The 21,799-nt window shown below is 70.4% G+C and carries 20 protein-coding genes; 7 read left to right on the top strand and 13 right to left on the bottom strand.

Translation table 11 applies throughout. From position 1 onward, the window contains the following. Positions 1-168 precede the first annotated feature (168 nt). Entirely contained in the window at positions 169-3,609 is a 3,441-nt protein-coding gene (locus M3Q35_RS33830) for a beta strand repeat-containing protein (RefSeq protein WP_273936592.1), read from the top strand. A gap of 53 nt (positions 3,610-3,662) precedes the next feature. On the opposite strand, the gene M3Q35_RS33825 is transcribed toward M3Q35_RS33830, so the two are convergent. Both M3Q35_RS33825 and M3Q35_RS33820 read right to left on the bottom strand, forming a co-directional pair. Then, positions 3,663-4,517 carry a GGDEF domain-containing protein gene (locus M3Q35_RS33825; protein WP_273936591.1) on the bottom strand — a complete coding sequence of 285 codons (855 nt, stop codon included), beginning with the start codon at positions 4,515-4,517 and terminating at the stop codon, positions 3,663-3,665. Positions 4,518-4,626: 109 nt separating this feature from the next. Then, positions 4,627-5,502, bottom strand: coding sequence for an exonuclease domain-containing protein (locus tag M3Q35_RS33820; RefSeq protein ID WP_273936590.1), 876 nt, complete (start codon positions 5,500-5,502; stop codon positions 4,627-4,629). Positions 5,503-5,537: 35 nt separating this feature from the next. Here M3Q35_RS33820 and M3Q35_RS33815 point away from each other — a divergent pair, with 35 nt between their 5' ends. Next, the gene (locus M3Q35_RS33815; protein WP_273936589.1) at positions 5,538-5,831 is read left to right on the top strand and encodes a hypothetical protein; all 294 of its coding nucleotides are present in this window, start codon (positions 5,538-5,540) and stop codon (positions 5,829-5,831) included. On the opposite strand, the gene M3Q35_RS33810 is transcribed toward M3Q35_RS33815, so the two are convergent. After that, on the bottom strand, positions 5,818-6,177 hold the full coding sequence (locus tag M3Q35_RS33810; RefSeq protein ID WP_273936588.1) for a DUF3224 domain-containing protein: 360 nt from the start codon (positions 6,175-6,177) through the stop codon (positions 5,818-5,820). The two genes, M3Q35_RS33815 and M3Q35_RS33810, sit on opposite strands and share 14 nt — an antisense overlap. A 31-nt stretch (positions 6,178-6,208) precedes the next feature. Then, positions 6,209-7,156 carry a GlxA family transcriptional regulator gene (locus M3Q35_RS33805; RefSeq protein ID WP_273936587.1) on the bottom strand — a complete coding sequence of 316 codons (948 nt, stop codon included), beginning with the start codon at positions 7,154-7,156 and terminating at the stop codon, positions 6,209-6,211. Positions 7,157-7,258: 102 nt separating this feature from the next. Between M3Q35_RS33805 and M3Q35_RS33800 the strand changes: the two genes are divergently transcribed. Together M3Q35_RS33800 and M3Q35_RS33795 are read left to right on the top strand one after the other, a co-directional pair. Next, entirely contained in the window at positions 7,259-7,948 is a 690-nt protein-coding gene (locus tag M3Q35_RS33800; protein WP_273936586.1) for a DJ-1/PfpI family protein, read from the top strand. A gap of 10 nt (positions 7,949-7,958) precedes the next feature. Continuing rightward, positions 7,959-8,867 (top strand): oxidoreductase, encoded by a 909-nt coding sequence (locus M3Q35_RS33795; protein ID WP_273936585.1) that lies wholly within the window; start codon positions 7,959-7,961, stop codon positions 8,865-8,867. Here M3Q35_RS33795 and M3Q35_RS33790 read toward each other — a convergent pair. The 8 genes from M3Q35_RS33790 to M3Q35_RS33755 form a co-directional block, all read right to left on the bottom strand. Beyond that, on the bottom strand, positions 8,848-9,225 hold the full coding sequence (locus tag M3Q35_RS33790) for a VOC family protein (RefSeq protein WP_273936584.1): 378 nt from the start codon (positions 9,223-9,225) through the stop codon (positions 8,848-8,850). The genes M3Q35_RS33795 and M3Q35_RS33790 overlap by 20 nt on opposite strands. Before the next feature lie 171 nt (positions 9,226-9,396). Continuing rightward, positions 9,397-10,497, bottom strand: coding sequence for a serine hydrolase domain-containing protein (locus M3Q35_RS33785; protein WP_273936583.1), 1,101 nt, complete (start codon positions 10,495-10,497; stop codon positions 9,397-9,399). A gap of 62 nt (positions 10,498-10,559) precedes the next feature. Then, positions 10,560-11,744, bottom strand: a complete 1,185-nt coding sequence (locus tag M3Q35_RS33780; RefSeq protein WP_273936582.1) for a cytochrome P450 — start codon at positions 11,742-11,744, stop codon at positions 10,560-10,562. A 12-nt stretch (positions 11,745-11,756) separates the two neighbouring features. After that, the gene (locus M3Q35_RS33775) at positions 11,757-12,548 is read right to left on the bottom strand and encodes an ABC transporter permease (protein ID WP_273936581.1); all 792 of its coding nucleotides are present in this window, start codon (positions 12,546-12,548) and stop codon (positions 11,757-11,759) included. Further along, positions 12,545-13,480, bottom strand: coding sequence for an ATP-binding cassette domain-containing protein (locus M3Q35_RS33770; protein ID WP_273936580.1), 936 nt, complete (start codon positions 13,478-13,480; stop codon positions 12,545-12,547). Before M3Q35_RS33770 ends, M3Q35_RS33775 begins: the two co-directional genes overlap by 4 nt. Positions 13,481-13,507: 27 nt before the next feature. Further along, on the bottom strand, positions 13,508-14,353 hold the full coding sequence (locus tag M3Q35_RS33765; protein WP_273936579.1) for a DUF4097 family beta strand repeat-containing protein: 846 nt from the start codon (positions 14,351-14,353) through the stop codon (positions 13,508-13,510). A gap of 73 nt (positions 14,354-14,426) precedes the next feature. Beyond that, the gene (locus M3Q35_RS33760; protein WP_273936578.1) at positions 14,427-14,948 is read right to left on the bottom strand and encodes a YlcI/YnfO family protein; all 522 of its coding nucleotides are present in this window, start codon (positions 14,946-14,948) and stop codon (positions 14,427-14,429) included. Positions 14,949-15,078: 130 nt separating this feature from the next. Then, on the bottom strand, positions 15,079-16,203 hold the full coding sequence (locus tag M3Q35_RS33755) for an FAD-dependent oxidoreductase (protein ID WP_273936577.1): 1,125 nt from the start codon (positions 16,201-16,203) through the stop codon (positions 15,079-15,081). A 228-nt stretch (positions 16,204-16,431) separates the two neighbouring features. On the opposite strand from M3Q35_RS33755, the gene M3Q35_RS33750 reads away from it, so the two are divergent. From M3Q35_RS33750 to M3Q35_RS33740, 3 genes are all read left to right on the top strand, one after another. Further along, positions 16,432-17,331 (top strand): class I SAM-dependent methyltransferase, encoded by a 900-nt coding sequence (locus tag M3Q35_RS33750; RefSeq protein ID WP_273936576.1) that lies wholly within the window; start codon positions 16,432-16,434, stop codon positions 17,329-17,331. Between the two features lie 58 nt (positions 17,332-17,389). Next, complete coding sequence (locus M3Q35_RS33745) at positions 17,390-18,211, top strand: helix-turn-helix domain-containing protein (RefSeq protein ID WP_273944562.1); 822 nt, start codon at positions 17,390-17,392, stop codon at positions 18,209-18,211. A 66-nt stretch (positions 18,212-18,277) separates the two neighbouring features. Beyond that, a complete protein-coding gene (locus M3Q35_RS33740) occupies positions 18,278-18,859 on the top strand; it encodes a dihydrofolate reductase family protein (protein WP_273936575.1) in 582 nt (193 codons plus the stop codon). Positions 18,860-18,866: 7 nt separating this feature from the next. On the opposite strand, the gene dnaB is transcribed toward M3Q35_RS33740, so the two are convergent. Beyond that, complete coding sequence (dnaB, locus tag M3Q35_RS33735) at positions 18,867-21,473, bottom strand: replicative DNA helicase (RefSeq protein ID WP_379794390.1); 2,607 nt, start codon at positions 21,471-21,473, stop codon at positions 18,867-18,869. Positions 21,474-21,799: the final 326 nt, after the last annotated feature.

Here is a 21,799-nt window from a genome sequence, read left to right as displayed (position 1 = left end):
TTTGACGCCCGCACCGTTTCGGTCCGTGCGCATTTTTCTGCGCCCTTCCAGCCGCGCTAACGACCCGGGATGCACCCGACCCCCTCAGCCAGGTGCATCCCACTCCCCGGGTGGCCGTTGCCCCCGGCCACCCGTTAGCCCCGCAAGGGACAATCCGAAGGAGAAGTAATGCAGACGTGGGCGAAGCGCGGACTTCAGGCCGCGCTCCTCACCGGTGGCTTCATCGCCGTCGGCACCGGCATCGCCAACGCCTCCACGGACCAGCCGGCCCACCCGCTGGGTGTGCCCGCGACGGACCTGGTCGATGTCAACGTCAAGGTGCCGATCCACGAGACCAACAACCAGCTCGGCACGATCCTGGGCAAGACCAACCTGCCCGGCATCAGCCAGACCGTGAGCACCCGCGAGCTCACCGGCAAGCTGGCCCCGCACCCGCTGGCGACGCAGAAGAACATCCCGGTCGCCGTGCCGCAGAACATCAGCCGCGGCAACACCATCCCGCTCGACGTGTGCGTGCCGGTCGACATCTCCGGCAACGCCATCGGCGCGACCGGCGACGCGGCCACGTACAACAGCTCGAAGGTCGGCTGCGAGGCCCAGTCGGTCACCACGACCGACGGCAAGCGCGGCTCGATCGCCGGCAACATCATCGGCGTCGACTACGGCCTGCCGATCCAGCTGGACAACAACGCGATCGCCGCACTCGGCAACGCGTTCGCCGCCGGCACCGCCGACGCGTACACCGCGACCGGCACCACCCCCTTCGTCACCAACGGTGAGAAGGGCACGCTGACCGGCAACATCGTCGACGCCGCGCTGGGCACCCCGGTGCAGCTGACCGGCAACGCCATCGGCGTCGGCGGCAACTCGGCCACCGCGAACAAGGCCAGCACCGACGTCGCCACCGGCGGCTCGCTGCAGAGCAACGGAAACGGCGGCACGCTGGCCGGCAACCTGATCGGGGTGCCGCTGGGCCTGCCGGTCGAGGCCAACGGCAACGCCATCTCCTGGGTCGGCAACGCCGACGCCAAGAACCACAGCACCGGCGCCGTCCAGGCCGGCGACACCGACGACGGCTGGTACGCGCTGACCGCGGGCGACCCGTCGACGCTGTCCGGCAACATCGTGCAGGCGCCGATCGTCAGCAAGGTCCTGCTGGCCGGCAACGCCGTGTCCTGGATCGGCAACACCACCGCGCTGGGCGTCACCGACAACCACCTGGTGTCGGGCGGCCAGGCCGGCACCACCGGTGTGAAGTCGACCGGCTCCGGCAACATCATCGACCCCGAGGTCGCGCTGCCCGTCGAGGTCTTCGGCGACGGCGTCACCTGGATCGGCACCGCCGAGGCGGCCGACCTGAACAAGGTCACCGCGCTGGCCGGCGGCAACACCTACACCAACGGCGACAAGTCGACGCTGGGCGGCAACGACGTGGTCGCGCCGATCGCCGGCGCGGTCGACGCGTTCGGCTCGGCCGGCTCGCTGATCGGCAACGCCAGCGGCACCGGCGCCAACGACTCCTCGGTCGTCGACGGCGGCTACAACGGCACGCTGGGCAACGGCGCGGTCGGCGGCGGCAACATCGCCGCCGTGCCGGTGGCCCTGCCGGCCGAGATCTTCGGCGCCGGCGCCTCGCTGGCCGGCAACGCCGACGGCCTGGCCAAGGAGGTCAAGGACGTCGAGGCCGGCGACAAGGTCAACACCAACGACGACCGCGGCACGGTCAGCAGCAACATCGCCTCGGTGCCGGTCACCGCGCCGGTGCAGGTCTTCGGTGACGCGGCCGGCCTGGTCGCCAACGTCACCGGTGGCGCCAAGTCGCAGACCACCACCACGGCCGGCCACGACGTGCAGGCCAACGGCGACAAGGGCAGCGCGTCCGGCAACGCCGCGCAGGTCCCGGTCTCGCTGCCCACGCAGCTGTTCGGCGACACCGCCACCCTGGTCGGCAACGGCGACGCCATCGCCCAGGGCATCACCAGCTCCACCGCCGGCGGCGACGTCGACGCGTCGGGCAAGGGCGGCTCCCTCACCGGCAACATCGCCGACGTCCCGGTGGCCGGCGCCATCCAGGGCTTCGGTGCGGCCATCGCCGGCGCCGGTGTCGACAACGCCACCGCCGCCAACCTGACCAGCTCCAACGCCGGTGGCACCGACATCACCAACGGCTGGGGCGGCTCGGTCGCCGGCAACGTCGCGCAGGTGCCGCTGGCGCCGGTCGTCGGCGTGCTGGGTGACACCGTCACCGCGGCCGGTGTCGGCAGCTCCGTCGCCGACAACAAGGTGTTCGACACCGCCGGCAAGGACGTCGTGACCGACGGCACCGAGGCCGCGATCTCCGGCAACGTGGCCAAGGTGCCCGCCGCCGCGACCGCGGACGTGCTGGGTGACGCCGTGACCCTGGGCGGTATCGCCAACGCCCTGGCGCACAGCTACACCGACCCGTCGGCCGGTGGCGACACCACGACCTCGGGCAAGCTCGGCTCGGTGGCCGGCAACGTCGCGCAGGTGCCCGCCGCGGCCAACGCCCAGGTGCTGGCCGACTCGGTCGGCGCGCTCGGCAACGCCGCCGACGACACCACCTCGTGGACCGGCAACTTCGCCGGTGGCAACACGCACACCACGGGCATGTTCGGCGCCATCTCGGGCAACCTCGCGCAGGTGCCGCTGGTGGGCAACGCCGAGGTGCTGGACGACGCCGTCGGCGCCGGGGGCCTGGCCTTCGAGAAGAGCTCGACCTCGGCGATCAACACCGCCGGTGGCGAGGCCACGACCTCGGGCGTGCTCGGCTCGGTGGCCGGCAACCTGGCCTCGGTGCCGGTCGTGGCCGACGCGCAGGTGACGCAGGACGCCGTGTCCGCGGCGGGCCAGGCGTTCCACGCCGGCGCCAACAAGGTCGTCGACCTGGCCGGTGGCGACGTCAAGACCAACGGCACGGGCGGCTCCATCTCCGGTGACCTGCTTCAGGTCCCGGTGGCCGCGATCGCCGGTGTGTTCACCGACGCCGTGACCGTCGGCGGCATCGCCGCCACCAAGGGCATCAACGTCACCGACGTGGCCTCGGGCGGCAGCCAGTCCACCGCCGGCGTGACCAAGACGCTGTCGGGTCTGAACGGCCACCTGCCGGTCGGCGCGCTGGTGCAGGTCTTCAACGTGCCGGTCGAGGTGTTCGGCACCGCGCTGGCGCACGGCGCCAACCTGACCTCCGCGGTCGTCGGCGAGGAGAAGCCGGCCCTGGACCTGCCGATCACCAGCCGCGGCCTGATGGGCGCCCGTGAGCTGCCGTCGATGCCGAGCCTGTCGGCGCTGCCGACCAACGCCGGCCTGCCGCTGGCCGGTCTGGGTGTGGACAGCCTCATGACGCTGGCCGCCCCGCTGGCCGGGCTGGCCCACGCCGTGCCGGGCCTGCCCGCGCAGGAGCGCGACCTGCCCTCCATGTCGGGTCTGCTGCCCACGGACAACCTGGTCCCGGGTGCGCACCTGGCTCAGCTGCCGACCCTGGACGGCGTTCGCGTGACGCCGAACGTGGCCGGTGGCGCCCGTGAGCTGCCCGGTCAGCAGCTGCTGACCGGCCTCACCTCGATGACCGAGGGCCTGCACCTGGGCTGAGGTCTGACCAGCTAGCACGAAAGAACCCCCGGGCAGCCAGCCCGGGGTTCTTTCTATGCGGTGCGAAGTCGTTTCTCGACGTGCCCGATCACGGTGTGCGCCGGCGCCGAGCCGTCGCTGGTCGCCCAGCAGACCCGGACCTTGGGATGCAGCCGGACCTTGCCGACCAGCACGGCCCGCTGGGTCAGCTCCCGCACCCGGGCGGCGATCGGCTCGCCCGTGCCGCACGGATGCTCGGCCACCACGGCGAACTCGTCGCCGCCGTAGCGGGCCACGGTGTGGTCGTCGCGCAGGCCCTGGCGCAGCCGCCCGGCCAGCACGGTCAGCAGCCCGTCGCCGACGTCGAAGCCGTGCTCGGCGTTGACCTCGGCCAGTTTTCGCACGTCCACCAGCACGAACGTGCTCAGCGAGCCGTTGGTCCGCGACCGGGTCAGCGACTGCTCCAGCCGATCGAGCAGCAGCGCCCGGCTGGGCAGCCCGGTCAGCGGGTCGATCAGTCCCCGGCTGTGCGGCACGTCGGTGTGCACCGGCTGGAGCACGGTGAGCACGCTGGGCCGGCCGCGATGGTTGACCGCGTGGAAATCGGCCCACAGCCGCGAGCCGGCGATCCCGTTGCGCACGACCACCAGCGGCACGGCCAGCCGGCCGTTGCCCCGCAGCACCTGCGCGGCCAGCTCGGCGCCCTGCGGCAGCGGCGCGCCGGAGTCGTCGCAGACCTGCCAGCCGTCGGGCCTGGTGTTGCGCAGCAACTGGGCCCGGCTCAACCCGAGCAGGTGCCCGGCCAGGCTGTTCGCCGCCAGCACCGCCCCATGTTCGTCCTGCAGCAGCACCCCGACGGGAAGTTCGGAGACCAGCTCGTCCCAGACCGTCCCGGTGGTGATCGGCGCCGCCGTGTCCACGGCACTCATCCGCCTGGCACCTTCCTGGAGCAGGGAGGTTTCTCCAGTGAGCCTGCCCCCGGAGGTGGCCGGTTAACAAGGGGCCCGGTCCACCCGTACCGGTGATCTTTGACCGGTTTCAGGTGATCAGCGTCTCGAACGCGTCGGCCGAGACGATGGGCACGCCGTACCGGCGAGCGGTGCGGGCCTTGCTGGACATGGTTTCCGGGTCGGCCGCCACCAGCAGCGCGGTCTGCCTTGTGACATAGCCCGCATTGACCCGCAGTCCCGCCGCGAGTGCCCGTTCGACCAGCTCACCGCGAGGTTGTGCGGCCTGCCCGGTGAACACGACAAGATCGCCGATACGCAGTGAGGGAACCTCACCTGTCGGAATCGGCGGCACCCAGCTGCCCCGCCGGTACTCGGCGACCTCGTCGGCCGGCAGCGTCGGCCAGGCCCAGGTTGACGCCGCGGCAAGGAGATCCGTCCACGGCTCCGGTCGGCCAGCCTGGCACAGGTAGTGGGTGAGCAGGCCGGCCGCGGCGTGGGCGTCGTCCAAAGCGGAGTGTGCATCACGCAGATCGACACCGGCCGCATCGCAACTCGCCTTGAGCGAACGTCCGTCGCGCTGCGGCAGATAGGCCGCGCCCAGCGCCATCGTGCACAGGCCCAACTCGGCCGACACCGGCACCGGCAGCCCGATGCGGTCGAACTCGGCGGCGATGAACCGGGCGTCGAAGGACAGGTTGTGCGCCACCATGACCCGGCCGGCCAGCCGCGCCGCCAGCGCGCCGGCCACCTGCACGAAGGACGGCGCGCGGCGGGCATCCCCTGCGCTGATCCGGTGAATGTGCTGCGGCCCGAGATCGCGGCCCGGGTTGACCACGGTGCACCACTCGTCGGTGACCACCCCGGTCCGGTCCACCGCCACCACGGCCACTTCGACCACCCGATCACGGCCGGCGGCCGCGAATCCCGTCGTCTCCACGTCAACGACCGCATAGCCATCCGACACGCAGCGAAGTTACTAGCTGTGCCACGATGGCTCGCGTGAGGTGGCTCGAAGCGTCCACACCGTGGCTGATCGCGGTGATCGTGTGCTGGGTGGCGGCCGGGCTCTTCGAGTTCCTGCTGATCCGCCCGCGCGAGAAGGCGGCGCTGGAAGGCAAGGGCTGCCCCTACTGCGGCACGCCGTGGAGCGGGCTCAAGGCGTGCGGCAACTGCGGCCGCGATCTCGTCCGCGAGCAGAACCACATCGTCACCCGGGTGCTGTTCACGGTGGGCGCGCTGGCCACCGGGCCGGTGATCGGCATCGTGGTCGTGCACCTGCTCACCGGGAAGTGATGGTGTACGGCACCTCCTGGCTGGGCCCCGACTTGTAGGTCCCGGTGGCCACGACCTTGTCGCCGAGGCGCACCTCGAAGGCCGACTCGATGCCGGCGGCGTCGAAGGTTCCGTTGTGCGCCAACACGAAGCTGCCGGCCTCGTCGTCGAACGAGCCGGTGAGCAGCTCGTAGCCGACGAAGGTGCCGGTGCCGTCCGGGCGGTAGTGCAGCAGCAGCTGGGCCCGGCTCTCGCCCTTCAGCGGGCCCTCGTAGACGAAGTCGACATCGGCGTGCGCCACCTTGGGGCCACCCTCGGCCTCGGCGACGACCTTCTCATCCCAGCGGGTGTATCGGAACGTGCTCATGGCCGTCACCCTGCCAGCCATACCTGACAGGTTATGTCAGGTTTCGATAGCGGGACGGTGGAATTCCGTACTGGCCGACGAAGGCCTGCCGCAGCGTCTCGGCCGAGCCGAAGCCGCAGCGCCGGGCGATCGCCGCCAGCGGCAGCGGGGTGCCGGTGAGCAGCCGGGCGGCGGCCTCGGTTCTGGTCTCCCGCACGTACTTCGCCGGCGGGCGACCGATGTGGTCGAGGAACAGCCGGGTCAGGTGCCGTTCGCTGACGCCGGCCCGATCGGCCAGCGCGGTGGTGCCGAGGTCCTCGTCCAGATTGGCCGCGATGTGCGTGACCAGCTTGCGTACCACCGAGTTCTCCGGCGCCGGGGCCTGCACGTACATGCTCACCTGGGCCTGATTGCCCGGCCGTTGCAGGTACGTCACCAGCCCGCGGGCGACCGCCCGGGCCAGCGCCGCGCCGTGGTCCTCCTCGACCAGGGCCAGCGACAGGTCGAGCGCGCTCGTCACGCCTGCGGACGTGTAGACGTTGTCGTCCTTGATGTACAAGGGTTTCGGGTCGACCTCGATGCGGGGGTAGCGCTCCTGGAGGCTGCGGGCGACGAACCAGTGCGTGGTGCAGCGCCGCCCGTCGAGCAGGCCGGCCGCGGCCAGCACGCTCGTGCCCGAGCAGACCGAGGCCACGCGGCGGCTTTCCCGGGCCAGCCTTCGGACATGCGCCACCAGCACCGGATCCGCGGCGGCCTGCTCGTGCCCGTACCCGCCCGATACGACGATCGTGTCCAGCGGACCGGTGATCCGCTCCAACGCGTGCTGTCCGGCCAGCACGAGACCTGAGCCGCTGGTGGCCGGCTGCGCGCCGAGCGTGGCGAACTCGATGGAGTACGGCGGATTCGCGCCGTGCCGGTTGGCGGTGTCGAAGGTGTCCGACACGCAGGCCACGTCGAGCAGCTCGACCTGCGGGTATCCGACGATCACCACCCTGCGCATGGCGGCGACGATACCCGTCCGAAAGACAGGGATACCAGGATTCAGGACACGGCCGCGGCCGTCGATTGCCGAAGCGTTTCGACCGGGGACATCGTCGACGGCATGAAGGACATCGCATTCGTGCTGTACCCGGGCTTCACCGTGCTGGACATGGTCGGCCCGCTCCAGGTGCTGAGCGCGCTGCCCGCGTTCGCCCCGGAGTACCGGGTGGTGGTGCTGGGCGAGGGCAAGTCGCCGGTGCCGACCGACACCCCGCTGGGCGTGCTGGCCAGCCACACCTTCGACGAGGTCCCTGAGCCGTACGCGGTGTTCCTGCCGGGCGGCACCGTCCCGACGATCACCGCGATGGCCGACGAGCAGTTGCTCGCCCGCATCCGGTCGATGGCCGAGCACGCCGAGATCGTCGGCTCGGTCTGCACCGGCTCGCTCATCCTCGGCGCCGCCGGGCTGCTGGAGGGCCGGCGGGCTACCACCCATTGGATGTGCCGGGACCTGCTGGCCAAGTTCGGGGCGACGCCGGTGGCCGAGCGCTGGGTCCGTGACGGCAAGGTGCTGACCGGGGCCGGTGTCTCCGCCGGTATCGACCTGGCCCTGCACCTGGTGCAGGAGCTGGCCGGCGAGGAGATCGCCCGCCAGGTGCAGCTGATGATCGAGTACGACCCGCAGCCGCCGCTGGGCGGCATCGACTGGACCGAGGTGGACATCGCCGCCCGCCGGCCGCTGCTCGACGGCTGGCTGCACGCGGGACTCGCCGATCATCCGAAGCTGCTCAGCGAGCTGATCGGCTCGTAGTGTTGGGGGTATGACCAGGTGGACCACGGCCGACATGCCCGATCAGAGCGGGCGCGTCGCCGTGGTCACCGGGGCGAACACCGGGGTCGGCCTGGCCACCGCCCGTGCGCTGGTCCGGGCCGGCGCGACGGTGGTGCTGGCCTGCCGTGACCAGGACCGGGCCGACGCCGCGGCGGCGGAGACCGGCGGCGAGCCGGTGCTGCTGGACCTCGGCTCGCTGGCCTCGGTGCGGGCCGGCGTCGAGCGGATCACCGCCGAGCACCCCCGGATCGACCTGCTGATCAACAACGCCGGCGTGATGATGACGCCGCGCGGCCGCACTCAGGACGGGTTCGAGCTCCAGATCGGCATCAACCACCTGGGCCACTTCGCCCTGACCGGCCTGCTGCTGCCGGCGATGCTGGACGTGGCCGGCTCGCGCATCGTCACCGTGTCCAGCAACGCGCACCGGGCCGGCGAGATCAACTTCGACGACCTGAACTCCCGCGACCGCTACCGGGCGATCGCCGCCTATGCCCAGTCCAAGCTGGCCAACCTGCTGTTCGCGTACGAACTCCAGCGCCGGCTGGCCGCGGCCAGGGCGTTGCCGATCTCGGTGGCCGTGCATCCCGGCTCGGCCCGTACCCAGCTGGTCCGGGAGAGCCCGCGCCCGGTGCAGTGGCTGCTGGGTTCGCCGCTGATGTCGTGGATGCTCCAGGACAGCGACCAGGCCGCGCTGCCGTCGCTGCGGGCGGCGACCGATCCGGCCGTGCGCGGCGGCGACTACTACGGGCCCGACGGGTGGAACGGGTTCAAGGGCCATCCCGTTCGCACCGCGTCGGCCCCGCGCTCGCACGACCTGGCCGCGGCGCGCCGGCTGTGGGCCAAGTCGGAGCGCCTGACCAGCGTGGTCTACCGGTTCACAGATAAGGCCGGGTGATCATCTCCAGGCCGTGGCCGGCCGGGTCGAAGAAGTACACGCCCCGGCCGCCGTGCTCGGTGTTGATCTTGTCGGGCTGCTGCTGGAACGGGTCGGCCCAGGTCCGCACGCCCTGGTCGAGCAGTCGCTGACGGGCCCGGTCGAACAGCTCGTCGTCGACGAGGAACGCGTAGTGGTGCATCTGGATCTCGTCCAGCGGCGGCGCGGCGAACTGGATCAGCACCCCGTCGCTCATCTGGATGTTGGTGAACGGGCCCCAGGACGGCGCCTCGGGCAGTTCGAACAGATCCCGGTAGAACCGGGCCGTGGCCTCGCGGTCCCGGCACGGGATGATGGTGTGGTTGAACGTGACTGGCATGTCGGTAGCTCGCTTTCGTCGGTGGACTCACGGATTCGGGGTTGTCGTCCCCGATGCGGAGGTCCACGCGAGCGCCCGGTCAGCGATCCACCGGATCGCCTTCCCGTGCATGGCCGAAGGCCGGTCCGGTGATCACGTTGTCACCCTAGCCGTGGCGGCAAGCCTTTTTCGTCACGTCGTGAGCGCCTCCATCAGCAGGCCGATGCCGCGCTCGTCACCGGTGGTGCCGCCGGCCATCTTGTTCATCACGTACGCGAACGTGACGTGCGCGTCCATGTCGACCACCGCCAGCGAACCGCCCGCGCCGCCCCAGTTGATTGTGTTGGGATTGGGCAGCCAACCCGAGTTCACGGCGAAGCCGAGGCCCCAGCGGATCGGCATGTCGAGCACCAGGTCCCGGCCCTCGACCTGCACCTCGAGGGCCCGCCGGCAGCCCGCCTCGGACAGCAGCTGCTTGTCGCCGACGGCGCCGCCGTTGGCCAGCACCGCGAGGACCTGCGCCACCGACCGGGCGTTGCCGTGCCCGTTGCCGGCCGGGATCTCCGCCGCGCGCCACGCCCTCGTGCCGATGGCCGCCGGGTCTACCTGCGGATTTGTCGACACGTTGACCTGGAGCTCGGTGCCGTCGGTGAACGGCGACCGCTCGGGCGGCGGGATCAGCTCGGCCACTCGGTCGTCCTCGGAGGCCGGCAGGCCGATGTGGAAGTCCGCCTGGAGCGGTTCGGCGATCTCCTCCCGGAACACCGTGCCGAGCGTGCGGCCGGTGATCCGCCGGACCACCTCGCCGACCAGGTAGCCCTGGGTCACGGCGTGATAGCCGGAGGCCGTGCCCGGCGCCCAGAACGGCTCCTGCACGGCCAGCAGCGCGGTCGCCTTCTCCCAGTCGTACAGGTCGTCCACGGTGATCGGCTCACGCCAGCCGGCCAATCCCGAAGAATGGCTCATCAGATGGCTGACCAGCACCGATTCCTTGCCGGCGGCCGCGAACTCGGGCCAGTACTTCGCCACCGGGGCCTCGAACTCCAGCTCGCCCCGGTCGGCCAGCAGCAACGCCGTGAGGGCCGTCATCGTCTTCGTCACCGAGTAGACGTTGACGATCGTGTCCCGCCCCCAGGGGCGGGTCCGCTCCTCGTCGGCGAACCCGCCCCACAGGTCGACCTGCGTCTCCCCCTCGGCCGTGACGCAGACCGACGCGCCCACCTCGTCGTTGCCCTCGAACGTCTCCCGCACCGCCGCGTATCGGTCGGCGGCGAACCCCTCGCTCTTCAGCACACCGCGCAGTGTCCGGCCTTGCGGCTGCTTCGCCCCAGCGGTTTTCCGGTCGACCCTTGCGCCTAGCTGTCCCAAGTGACCGGCAGGTACTGCACGCCGTAGATGCTCTGGTGGCCGGGTCGCAGCGCCGGCTCGCCGACCAGCCGCAACGTGGGGAACGCGGTGAACAGCGCGGGCATGGCGACCCGCATCTCGACCCGCGCCAGCTGCTGCCCGAGGCACTGGTGCACGCCGTGTCCGAAGGTCACGTGCCCGATGGCGTCCCGGGTCAGATCCAGCTCGTCCGGGTCGGGGAAGCGCAGCGGGTCGCGGTTGGCGGTCTGCAACGACACGGTGACGGCCTCCCCGGCCTTGATCAGCTGGCCGCCGATCTCCACGTCTTCCAGCGCCGACCGCACGTTGGTGTGCGTGATGGTCAGGTAGCGCAGCAGTTCTTCGATGGCCCGATCGGGATCCTTGAGCAGCAGGGGAATCTGCGCCGGGTGACGCAGCAGGGCGTAGCTGCCGAGTGCGATCTGGTTGGCGGTGGTGTCGAGCCCGGCGGCGAGCAGGAGCCCGCCGATGCCGGCCAGCTCGTCGTCGGTCATGTCGGTGCTGGTCAGGTCGCTGAACAGGTCGTCGGTCGGCTTGCTTCGCTTGGCCTGCACCAGTTCGCCCACGTACTCGTGCAGCTTGACGACGCCCTCGTAGCGTTCTTCCGGCAGCGCGTCGGCGGAGAACAACAGCGACACGTAGCGCTGGAACGTCTCGCGGTCCGCGTACGGCACGCCGAGCAGCTCGCAGATCATCACCGCCGGCACCGGGTGGGCGAAGGCCTGCACCAGGTCCACTTCCGGGCGCAGCTCCCGCATGGCCTCGATGTGCTCGTCGGTCACCGCGGCCACGCGCTCGGTCAGCTGGCGCATCCGGCGGACGGTGAACTTGCCGGCCAGCAGCCGTCGGAAGCGGGTGTGTTCGGGGGCGTCGATGCCGGTCATGTCGCCGACCGCCGCCGGCGGCATCTCGGTCATCTGCTCCATGCCGGGCATCCGGTACGGCATGCGCAGCAGCTCCTGCCGTGAGCTGAAGCGGCTGTCGGCCAGCACGGCTCGGGCCTCGGCGTAGCCGGTGACCACCCAGCCCTCGTGTCCGTCGGGATAGGTCATGCGGGCCAACGGTTCCTCGGCGCGCAGCGCGCCGAGCGCGGTGGGCGGGTCGAAGGGGCAGCCGGTCGGACGGGCCAGCGGGAACTCGCTCAGGTGAGACATCCTCGGCTCCTGTCAGTGGGCGTATTCGCGGTTGAACAGTCGCTTCGACCAGACGTAGCCGCCGACGGCGATCACGGCGCACCAGGCCAGCGCCAGCCACAGGTTGTCGCCGAGCGGCCGGTTCATCAGCAGTCCGCGCAGGGTCTCGATGACCGGCGTGAACGGCTGGTACTCGGCGAACCAGCGCAGCCCGGCCGGCATCGTGTCGGTCGGCACGAAGCCGCTGCCCAGGAACGGCAACAGGATCAGCGGCATCGGCAGGTTGCTCGCGCTCTCGACGGTCTTGGCCACCAGGCCGATCGCCACCGCGAACCACACCAGCGCGAACGTCAGCAGCACCAGGAAGCCGGCGGTGGCCAGCCAGGCCCCGGCCGTCGCGTCCGGCCGGAAACCGACCAGCAGCGCCACCCCGATCACGACGGCCATCACGAAGACCGCCTGGAGCACACTGCCGATCACGTGCCCGGTCAGCACCGAGACCCGGGCTATGTGCATGGTCCGGAACCGTGCTATCACGCCTTCGGTCATGTCCATCGCGACCGAGATCGCGGTGCCCTGCACGATCGACGTGACGGCCATCAGGATGATCGCCGGCGTGACGTAGTTGACGTAGGCCGCGCGGTCCCCGCCGATGCCGGCGCCCATCGTGCCGCCGAAGACGTACACGAACAGCAGCAGGAAGATCACCGGCATGCCGACCAGCATCACCGTCATCGACGGATAGCGGAGCATGTGCTTGAGGTTGCGGCGCAACATGGTCACCGAGTCGCGCAGCGGGTGGAAGCTCAGGTCGAGGGTGCTCATCGTGCGGTCACCTTCTGCTGGTCGCCGGTCAGGGCGAGGAAGACGTCGTCGAGATCGGGCGTGTGCACGGAAAGCTCCTCGACCTGGACGGCCCTGGCGTCCAGCCGGTCGATCAGTGTCTTCAGCGCACGCATGCTGCCGTCGTTGGGCACGCGCAGGGTCAGCGATTCGTTGTCCCGCACGGCATCGGCCAGCAGGCCCACGGCCGCGTCCAGACCGACCTCGTCGGCGAAACGCAGCCGGACGTGGCCGCCGGGGATGCGCCGCTTGAGCTCGTCCGCGGTCCCCTCGGCGACGAGCCTCCCGTTGTCCAGCACGGCAATCCGGTCGGCCAGCTCGTCGGCCTCGTCCAGGTACTGGGTGGTCAGGAAGATGGTCACGCCGTCGGCCACCAGCTCCCGCACGATCTGCCACATGTTGCGGCGGCTGCGCGGATCCAGCCCGGTGGTCGGCTCGTCGAGGAAGATCACCCGTGGCCGGCCGATCAACGTCATCGCCAGGTCCAGCCGGCGGCGCATGCCGCCGGAGTAGGTCGACGCCGGCTTGCGCGCCGCCTCCGTCAGGTCGAACCGCTCCAGCAGCTCGGCCGCCCTGTTCCGGCCCTCCCACCGGCCAAGGTGGTGCAGGTCGGCCATCAGCTGGAGGTTCTCCTCCCCGGTGAACAGGCTGTCCACCGCGGAGAACTGGCCGGTGACGCCGATGCTGGCCCGCACCGCGTCCGGCTCGGCGGCCAGGTCGTGCCCGTTGATCCGGGCCCGGCCGCCGTCCGCGTTGATCAGCGTGGACAGGATGCGGACGGTGGTGGTCTTGCCGGCGCCGTTGGCGCCGAGCAGCGAGAAGACGGTGCCCTGCGGCACGTCCAGGTCCAGCCCGTCCAGCACGACGTGGTCGCCGTATGACTTGCGCAGTCCGGTGACGGTGATCGCCGACATGAGAGTCCCCCTCCTGGTGTCAGCCGGTCAGGCGCGGTGGATGGTGATGGTGCCGAAGGAGGTGTTGCCCCTGACCTCGACGGTCTCGTCCGACTCCTCGGGGCTGACCGCGTCGGTGAGCTCGTTGCGCACCTGGCCGAAGGACGTGTTCACGTCCAGCCACGCGGCGGTGCCGGCGGCGATGCCGACCTCCAGGTCGCCCATGGCCGTGCTCAGCGAGACGTTGCCGCGGGCGACCCGGCCGAGCCGGATGCTGCCGTTGGAGGACTTCGCGTCCACACTGGCGCCGGCCCGGTTGACGCTGATCGAGCCGTTGGACGCGCGCACCCGGATGTCGCCGTCGGCCGCGCCGATCTCGGTGTCGCCGTTGGAGTTCTTGACCTCCAGCGAGCCCTCGACGTCGCCGAGCTGGATCCGGCCCGAGCTGGTGTGGACCTCGGCGTTGCCGGCCACGTCGCCGGCCGTGATGTGCCCGGTCGAGGTGTGCAGGACCAGCGCGCCGGTGCGCTCCAGCCGCACGTTGCCGGCCGAGGTCTTGAACTCGCAGCGGCCGAGCCGGCCGGTGCCGCGCAGGTCGCCGACCGAGACGTGGCCGTCGACGCTGGAGCCGGCCGGCAGCTCGATCGTCACGTCGACCGAGCGGGTCTTGTTGGAGAAGTTGAACATGCCGATCTTGGGGCCGATCACCTGCAGCGCGCCGTTGGCGTAGGTGACGCGGACCCGCTGCGCGGCGTCCACGTCCGACTGGTCGGACGGCGTGCTCGGCTGCACGTCGACCACGGTGTCGGCGCGGTCGCCGGCGATGACCTGGATGTTGCCGACGGACAGTTCGACGGTGACGGAGATGGGCTCGGGCGTGGCGAAAGTAGGCATGGCTGTCCCCTAGAAGTGTGTCGGTGAGGCGTCTCCGCAGGTCAGAGACGTGTGGGTGAAAGAAGGTGCGGTGTCAGCGGACCCAGCCGGTGAGCCGCTGCGTGCTCTTGTTGGCGGTGGCCCGCGGCTGCGGTCGGCCCTCGCGGTCGGCCCGCTGCAGGCTCGTGGACGCGGCCCGGACCAGCCAGGCGTTGACCGAGCGGCCCTCCTTGGCGGCGGCCTCCTCGATCGCCGCCTTGAGCGCCTCCGGCAGCCGCACGTTGATCCGTGAGCTGGGGCCGTCCTCGGAGATCGGCACGCCGGCCTCGGCCGGCTCGATCCCCGAGGTCTCCTGGACGGTGTCCGCGGCCCGTTCCGGCACGGACACGACGAACTGCGGGTCGCGGCCGCGCAGGCGCAGCTCGACCGAGCCGGGCGCGAGGTCGCGGGTGATCTCGTCGCTGGCCGCCGACAGGGCCTCCAGCAGGGTCATCCGGATCGCCGATTCCAGCGAGCCGGTCAGGCGCTCGACCAGCGCACGGGCTTCCTCGCCGTTGGCCTCGGCCAGGGTGGCGAACTCTCGCCCGAGGTTGCTGACGTACGTGGTGAGGTCCATGGCACCAATATGGCACACGTGTGGCACCAGTGCAAGCCATGTTGGCTCAATTTGGCACCGCTGTGGCACTGGACGGTGCCGGCGTTGGTGCCACACCGGTGCCATCATGCTGCTGACCTGCGGCGATGGCTCAGCGTTGGCCGATCCGGGCCCGGCCGATCCGGCGTGACTCCTGCACCAGCGGCATCGCGTAGGCGAGCATCCGGGCCTGGTAGCGACTCACCGCCTCGCGCAGCGAGGCACTCGTGGCGATCGCGTGGCTCAGCTCGGCACCATCCCGCAGCGCCGTATTGGCCCCCATGGCCAGCGTCGGGCTCATCGCGTGCACCGCGTCGCCGAGCAGGGTGACGCCCGGCGTGGACCAGTCCTCCACCTCCGCCGCGCTGGCGATGCGCAGCGGGAACAGCGACTCGGTGTCCCAGCGATCAAGCAGGCAGCGCACGTCCCGGTGCCAGTCGTCGCCGATCAGGCTCACGGCCGCGTGGTGCAGCTCCTGGCCGTTCATCCCGCGCAGTTCATCGAACGGCAGCCGATTCGTTCCGACCATGCAGGCCACGTAGTCGTCCACCGGTGAAAGCCGGTCAGTCGGGCGATTGCGGAGGATCACCGGCCCAAGGCCCACATGGGCTTGTGGTCCCCTGACCAGCGTGAAGACGCGTTCGAACACCCACGCCGGCAGTTCATTCCTTCGGTGCAGCGGAATCCGGCCGTAGATCAGGCGCAGGCCCGCGTCGTTCACCTCGGCGTGCGGCAGCAGTTGCCGGCGCACCGCCGAGCCCACGCCGTCCGCCCCCACGAGCAGATCCGCTTCGTCTTCGTGGCCGTCTTCGAAGCGCGCCTTCACCCGGTCGCCGACCAGCTTGTACGCCGTGAACTCCTTGCCGTACCGGACATTCACGCCCGTCAGCAGGATCTCCCTCAGCGTCGCCCGGTGCACCGCATACGTCTGGGTCTCGGGCGTGTACTCCCGCGGCAGACAGGCGTTTTCCGCCGTGGGGTTCAGTTTCTGGTCCAGCATCCGCGGCGGCGCCAAGGGCCGGCTCGCCGTGGCCAGGCACAGATCGTGCAATTCCTGCGACAGCACCCGCCGCAGCCCCGCCAGCCCCGTCGGGCCCAGCTGCACCCGATCCCCTTGCCGGCGCCCGTTCGCCGCATCGCGCTCGTACACCACCACGTCGATGCCTTGCCGGGACAACCCTTGCGCCAGCGCCAGTCCACCCAGCCCCGCGCCAACGACAACTACACGAATACCCACGGTCCACTGCCTTCGCGTCGATCACGAAGGAAGCACCGGATCCGCGAGGGATGAAGCACGCTGCCGCGCGCCCTGCCGGAAACACCATTCTCGGCAGACTTTTCGTGCGTCCTGACTTACCTCGGCCAGCCTACCCGGGCCACCCGTTTGCCCGCCCGAACGGGCCCGGCGGCGCGGCCGGCTCTGCTAGCTTCCGAAGGTCCGCGGTCGGTTGGAGATGGGGCCACCATGTCTGCACTGGAACGGGTAACGATGGGCGCCGTACGGTCGGCGGTGCGCGGCGCGAGGGGAGCGTCGGCGGCGCTGCGGAACCCGCTGTTCGTGCCGCCGGGCCATTTCTACTCGCCGATCCCGGCCCAGGCCGACCTGTTACGCGCGGCCGAGACCGCCCGCGGCCGTACCGACCTGCCGGGGATCGACCTGCGCGCGCAACAGCAGCGGGACCTCGTCGCCAAGTTGGCGCCCTGCTGGGCGGACGTCCCGACGAGCCGGCGCGACGACTGGCGGTACTACGCGGACAACCCGATGTTCGGGCTGGCCGACGCCGCCGTCTACTACTCGATGTTCCGCGAGCTCAAGCCATCCAGGGTGATCGAGGTCGGCTCCGGGTTCTCCTCGGCGATCGGCCTCGACGCCGCCGACCGCTTCGCCCCGGACACGTCGTTCACCTTCGTCGAGCCCTACCCCGACCGCCTGCTCGGCATCCTGCGGCCCGCCGACCAACAGCGCTGCGAGCTGATCCGTCACGGGGTGCAGGAGGTGCCGCTGAGCACCTTCGACCAGCTCCGCTCCGGCGACCTGCTGTTCATCGACTCCACACACGTCAGCAAGGCCGGCAGCGACGTCAACTACCTGTTCTTCGAGGTCCTGCCCCGCCTGGCCGACGGCGTCGTCATCCACGTGCACGACATCTTCTGGCCGTTCGAGTACCCGGCCGAGTGGCTGCGCGAAGGCCGCAACTGGACCGAGAACTACCTGCTGCGCGCCTTCCTCACGCACAACACCGCGTTCGAGATCCTGCTGTTCAACTCGTGGTTCTGGGAGACGGAGAACGCCTCCGTTCGCGCCGCCCTTCCCCAGGCCGCCGACCTGCTGCCCGGCAGTATCTGGCTGCGCAAGGTCGGCTGACACAGAGGCGCTTTCGGCGGGCGTCGGCGATGCTGTGCACGTGGAGTACGTGTCCAGAGTGCCGCGACCGCCGCTGGACGGGCTGATCGACGACCTCTACTACCTGGCGGGCGCGCCGCCGTACGCCCGGCTGACGCTGCCGCCGATGCCGGCGGCGTTGCTCATCGTCAACCTCGGGCCGCCGTTCCGTATCCGCGCCGGCACCGACATCGAGACGGCCGACTACGCCGACGGCTGCGTGATCACCATGCCCACCCGGGCGTACGAGTTCGGCTACCCACTCCGCACCCGGTCCGTCGGCGTGCACTTCAAGCCATGGGGCCTGGCGCCGTTCCTGCCGATGCCCGCGGCCGAGCTGTGCGACCGGCCGGTGACGATAGAGCAGGTCTGGGGCCGGCACGCCATCGCCGAGCTGCAAGACCGACTGGCCACCGCGGACGGACCGCACGAGATGCTGACGCTGCTCGAGGCGGAGTTGCTGCGACGGCTGTCCGAGACTGCCGGCCTCGGACTGGTCCGCCATACGAGCAGTGTCATCGCGGCGACCAACGGATCGATGGCGATCGGCGATCTGACCGTGGCCGCCGGTGTCAGCAGCACTCATCTGACGCAGCGGTTCAAGGAGCTCATCGGCGTCACGCCGAAACGCCTGGCTCGCACCTACCGCTTCACCGCCACCGTGTTCGCGATCGATCCCGCCGGACCGGTCGACTGGAGCGACCTCGCCGGCGGCGCCGGCTACTTCGACCAGGCCCACTTCGGCCACGAGTTCCGGGAGTTCACCGGGCTGACGCCGACCCGGTACATCGAGGTCCGGCGGCGGTTCCTCCGCGAGCATCCCGGCCACGCGATGGACGGCTGGCCGCTGCCGGCCGATTGATTTCTTACAAGAGCCGACCGCTCAGCACCGGCTAATTTGGGGCACCCCAAAGCGGAGGAGAGCCTCGTGGGCAAGGTCGTCATGTACAGCTCGGTGTCGATGGACGGTTTCGTCGCGGACGAGAACGACCAGCCCGGACCGCTGTTCGACTGGTTGTCCAGCGGTGACGTCCCGTTGGACGAGAGCGGCCAGCTGACGGTGTCGCAGACCTCGTACGACTACACCCGGCCGTACTGGGACCAGATCGGGGTGACGATCGTCGGCCGCCACGTCTTCGACCTGACGGACGGCTGGGACGGGACGCCGCCGGCCGGGGTCGACCACGTGGTCGTCGTGACGCACCGGGGACTGCCCGACGGCTGGGACCCCGAGGCGCCGTTCCACTTCGTCGACGGCGTCGAGGCCGCCGTGGCCAAGGCCCAGGAGCTCGCGGGTGACCGCGTGGTCGAGGTCGCCGCCGGCGACGTCGGTGGCCAGGTGTTCGCCGCGGGCCTGGTCGACGAGGTCCGAATGGACGTCGTGCCTGTCGTGTTCGGGTCCGGCAAGCGCTACTTCGGGTCGGTCCACGCGCAGCACCTGTTGACCGACCCGGACGTGGCGCTTCAGGGCAACCGGGTGCTGCACCTGCGCTATCAGGTGCGCCGTTGACCGTGCCTCAGCCCTGGGCCAGGTCGGCGAAGCGGCTGTAGTGCAGCTGGTGGGCCACGGTGATCGTCGCCGTCGGGCCGGCACGGTGCTTGGCCAGGATCAGGTCGGCCTCGCCGGCGCGCGGGTCGTCCCGCTCCCACGCGTCCGGCCGGTTGATCAGGATGACCGCGTCCGCGTCCTGCTCCAGTGAGCCCGACTCACGCAGGTCGGACAGCATCGGCCGCTTGTCGGTGCGCTGCTCGGGCCCACGGTTGAGCTGACTGATCGCGATCACCGGCACCTCCAGCTCCTTGGCCATCAGCTTGAGGTGTCGGGAGAACTCCGAGACCTCCTGCTGCCGGGACTCGGTGCGCTTGCCCGAGGTCATCAGCTGGAGGTAGTCCACCACGATCAGCCGCAGGTCGTTGCGCTGCTTGAGCCGACGGGCCTTGGCCCGGATCTCCATCATGGTCAGGTTGGGCGAGTCGTCCACGAACAGCGGCGCCTCGCTGATCTCGCTCATCCGCCGGGCCAGCCGCGTCCAGTCGTCGTCGGTCATCCGCCCACCGCGCATGTCGCCCAGCCGGATCTTGGCCTCGGCCGACAACATGCGCATGACGATCTCGGTCTTGCTCATTTCCAGCGAGAAGATGCAGCTGGTCAACCCGTGCCGAATAGAGCACGACCGCGCGAAATCCAGTCCCAAGGTCGAGTTGTGGGTCGGGATCATCGCCCGCCCGGCCAGGTAGAGGTGTTCCGGGTTGTCCACCTCGACGCAGCGCACGGGCACGGCGGGCACGGGCCGGACATCGATGATGTACCTCGACCCGGTCCTCGCCGTGCTTGCCGTCCGTCGGCGGTCCTTGTGCACCAGGCGCTTGCGCTCCAGCCGGAACACGTCGTCCTCGGTGCCGAAGGTGATCGTGTACGAGATGGACGACTCCGCACTGCGCCCGCGCACCGGTTTCGTGGTCATGGTGCTGCGATAGCCGAGGCTTGTGATGAGCTCGTGCACGTCATCGGCCAGCCGCTTGTTGGTGACGGCGAACTGCACGCTGCCGCCGGCGGTGACCGTGCCGTCGGTGTCGAGCAAGCCGGCCAGCAGTGCCTGCCGCTGTGCCCGCGAAGCGCGCAGATACTCGGCGGGGATGTGCTTGTCGCCCAGAACGCCGAGCGTGCGGAGGATCGCCTGGACGGTGCCGTGATGGTTGCGACACCGCTGGCACTGCGCAAGGCCACATGACGGCCCACCGCAGTCCATGCAGGTCGGGGCCGGCACCGCGGCCGAGACGAACCTGGCCTTGCCACCGCATGACCGGCCACAGGTGCGGACCTGGCTGGTCTGCGGCTGGAAGCCGGCTCCGCAGACGACGCACTCACGGACCGGAATGCCGTCGCGGATCGGCAGCCGCAGGCTGTACCGGAGATCGCCACGCGGGATCACGTCGATGCCATCGGCCTCGATATACCAGGCGATCTCGGGGTCGGCAGTGGTGAAGCGGGACGAGGCGGAGTGGCCGTCACCCAGCCACACACCGAGCACGTACGGCGGCAGCAGCAGCTCGCGGTCGGGCAGGTCGAGCGGTCGGGCGTTGGTGACGGAGTGGTTCAGCCGGGCGTCGGCGGTGTCGCACCGCAGCGTCGCGGCGATCTCCTCCGTCGTGCGGATCGCCGCGAAGGTCCTCTGGTTGCGGTGTCGGTTGTAGCCGGTGGCAGCCTGCTGAGCCGATCGCCGAGAGGCACGGGTCTCGGTCAGCCACTGGTGCTGAGCGTCGGCGACGATCACGCTGCCGTCGGAGAACTCGACCTCGTAGCACGGACGCCCGTGCATCACGTCGGTCGCCGCCACCACCTGGGTCGGTCGACCGGCGGCGTCGATCAACTCGTCGCCGACCTGGACCTCGCCCATGGTCGTCCACCCGGACGGGGTCGGCAGCGGAGTGTCCAGCGCCAGCGCCTTCCCGACGCCAGGACGGGCCGCGACGATGATCATCTGGCCGGGGTGCAGGCCGTTGGTGACGGAGTCGAGGTCGGTGAAGCCGGTGGGGATGCCGAGCGACTGCCCGCCGCGGGAGGCGATGGCGTCGATCTCGTCCATGGTCGGCTGGAGCATGTCCTCCAGCACCGAGTAGTCCTCGGACGTGCGGCGCTCGGTCACCTCGTAGATGGCGGCCTGGGCGCGGTCGACGACCTCGTCGACGTCGGCCCCGTCGGCGCCGTTGTAACCGAGCTGCACGACGCGGGTGCCGGCCTCGACGAGGCGTCGCAGCACGGCCTTCTCGGCGACGATCTCGGCGTAGTACGAGGCGTTGGCGGCGGTGGGGACGGTGGCGATGAGGGTGTGCAGGTACGGCGCGCCACCGACCCGCATGAGCTCGCCGCGGCGTTCGAGCTCGGCGGAGACGGTGATGGGGTCGGCGGGCTCACCCCGGCCGTAGAGGTCGAGCACGCAGTCGTACACGGCCTGGTGCGCGGGCCGGTAGAAGTCGTTGGGGCTGAGCACCTCGACGACGTCGGCGATGGCGTCCTTGCTCAGCAGCATGCCGCCCAGCACGGACTGCTCGGCGGCGAGGTCCTGGGGCGGCTGCCGTTCGAAGCCGGGCTCGCTCATGCCACGGTCGTCCACCAACGCCACCGCGAACTCCCCAAGTCGAAGGTTGTCGTGCTCGTTTGTACCGGGCACCCCTGACAGTTCCGCGCGTGCACGCTAGGTCCCCCGTCCGGAGCAGGCAAACCAGCCTGTGGAGGCAGCTGTGGACAACTTGTGGACGGCCCCGCAACGAGGGGGCACAGGCCGGACCAAGGCTGGGGACAAGTTGTGGACAACTGCCGGGGGTCCGCAGAAACCCGCTGGTCAGAGGCTGTGGGTAAGGTGTGGAAAAACTCGCCTCAGTACGACCCGGCGTGTCGCGTTCGACTGCCTCTTCGGCGTGTCGCGGCCGGCCGGTCCGTCGGGGCTGT

Source organism: Kutzneria chonburiensis, assembly GCF_028622115.1.
GTDB classification, from domain to species: Bacteria; Actinomycetota; Actinomycetes; order Mycobacteriales; family Pseudonocardiaceae; genus Kutzneria; species Kutzneria chonburiensis.
Note: the sequence above shows the minus strand (reverse complement) of the source record. Positions and strands in the feature narration are given on the sequence as shown.

Excerpts from the sequence above, each read along its gene's own strand:
- M3Q35_RS33830 (WP_273936592.1), top strand. The coding sequence starts at position 169 with ATGCAGACGTGGGCGAAGCGCGGACTTCAGGCCGCGCTCCTCACCGGT.
- M3Q35_RS33825 (WP_273936591.1), bottom strand. The coding sequence starts at position 4,517 with ATGAGTGCCGTGGACACGGCGGCGCCGATCACCACCGGGACGGTCTGG.
- M3Q35_RS33810 (WP_273936588.1), bottom strand. The coding sequence starts at position 6,177 with ATGAGCACGTTCCGATACACCCGCTGGGATGAGAAGGTCGTCGCCGAG.
- M3Q35_RS33805 (WP_273936587.1), bottom strand. The coding sequence starts at position 7,156 with ATGCGCAGGGTGGTGATCGTCGGATACCCGCAGGTCGAGCTGCTCGAC.
- M3Q35_RS33800 (WP_273936586.1), top strand. The coding sequence starts at position 7,259 with ATGAAGGACATCGCATTCGTGCTGTACCCGGGCTTCACCGTGCTGGAC.
- M3Q35_RS33795 (WP_273936585.1), top strand. The coding sequence starts at position 7,959 with ATGACCAGGTGGACCACGGCCGACATGCCCGATCAGAGCGGGCGCGTC.
- M3Q35_RS33790 (WP_273936584.1), bottom strand. The coding sequence starts at position 9,225 with ATGCCAGTCACGTTCAACCACACCATCATCCCGTGCCGGGACCGCGAG.
- M3Q35_RS33780 (WP_273936582.1), bottom strand. The coding sequence starts at position 11,744 with ATGTCTCACCTGAGCGAGTTCCCGCTGGCCCGTCCGACCGGCTGCCCC.
- M3Q35_RS33775 (WP_273936581.1), bottom strand. The coding sequence starts at position 12,548 with ATGAGCACCCTCGACCTGAGCTTCCACCCGCTGCGCGACTCGGTGACC.
- M3Q35_RS33770 (WP_273936580.1), bottom strand. The coding sequence starts at position 13,480 with ATGTCGGCGATCACCGTCACCGGACTGCGCAAGTCATACGGCGACCAC.
- M3Q35_RS33765 (WP_273936579.1), bottom strand. The coding sequence starts at position 14,353 with ATGCCTACTTTCGCCACGCCCGAGCCCATCTCCGTCACCGTCGAACTG.
- M3Q35_RS33760 (WP_273936578.1), bottom strand. The coding sequence starts at position 14,948 with ATGGACCTCACCACGTACGTCAGCAACCTCGGGCGAGAGTTCGCCACC.
- M3Q35_RS33750 (WP_273936576.1), top strand. The coding sequence starts at position 16,432 with ATGTCTGCACTGGAACGGGTAACGATGGGCGCCGTACGGTCGGCGGTG.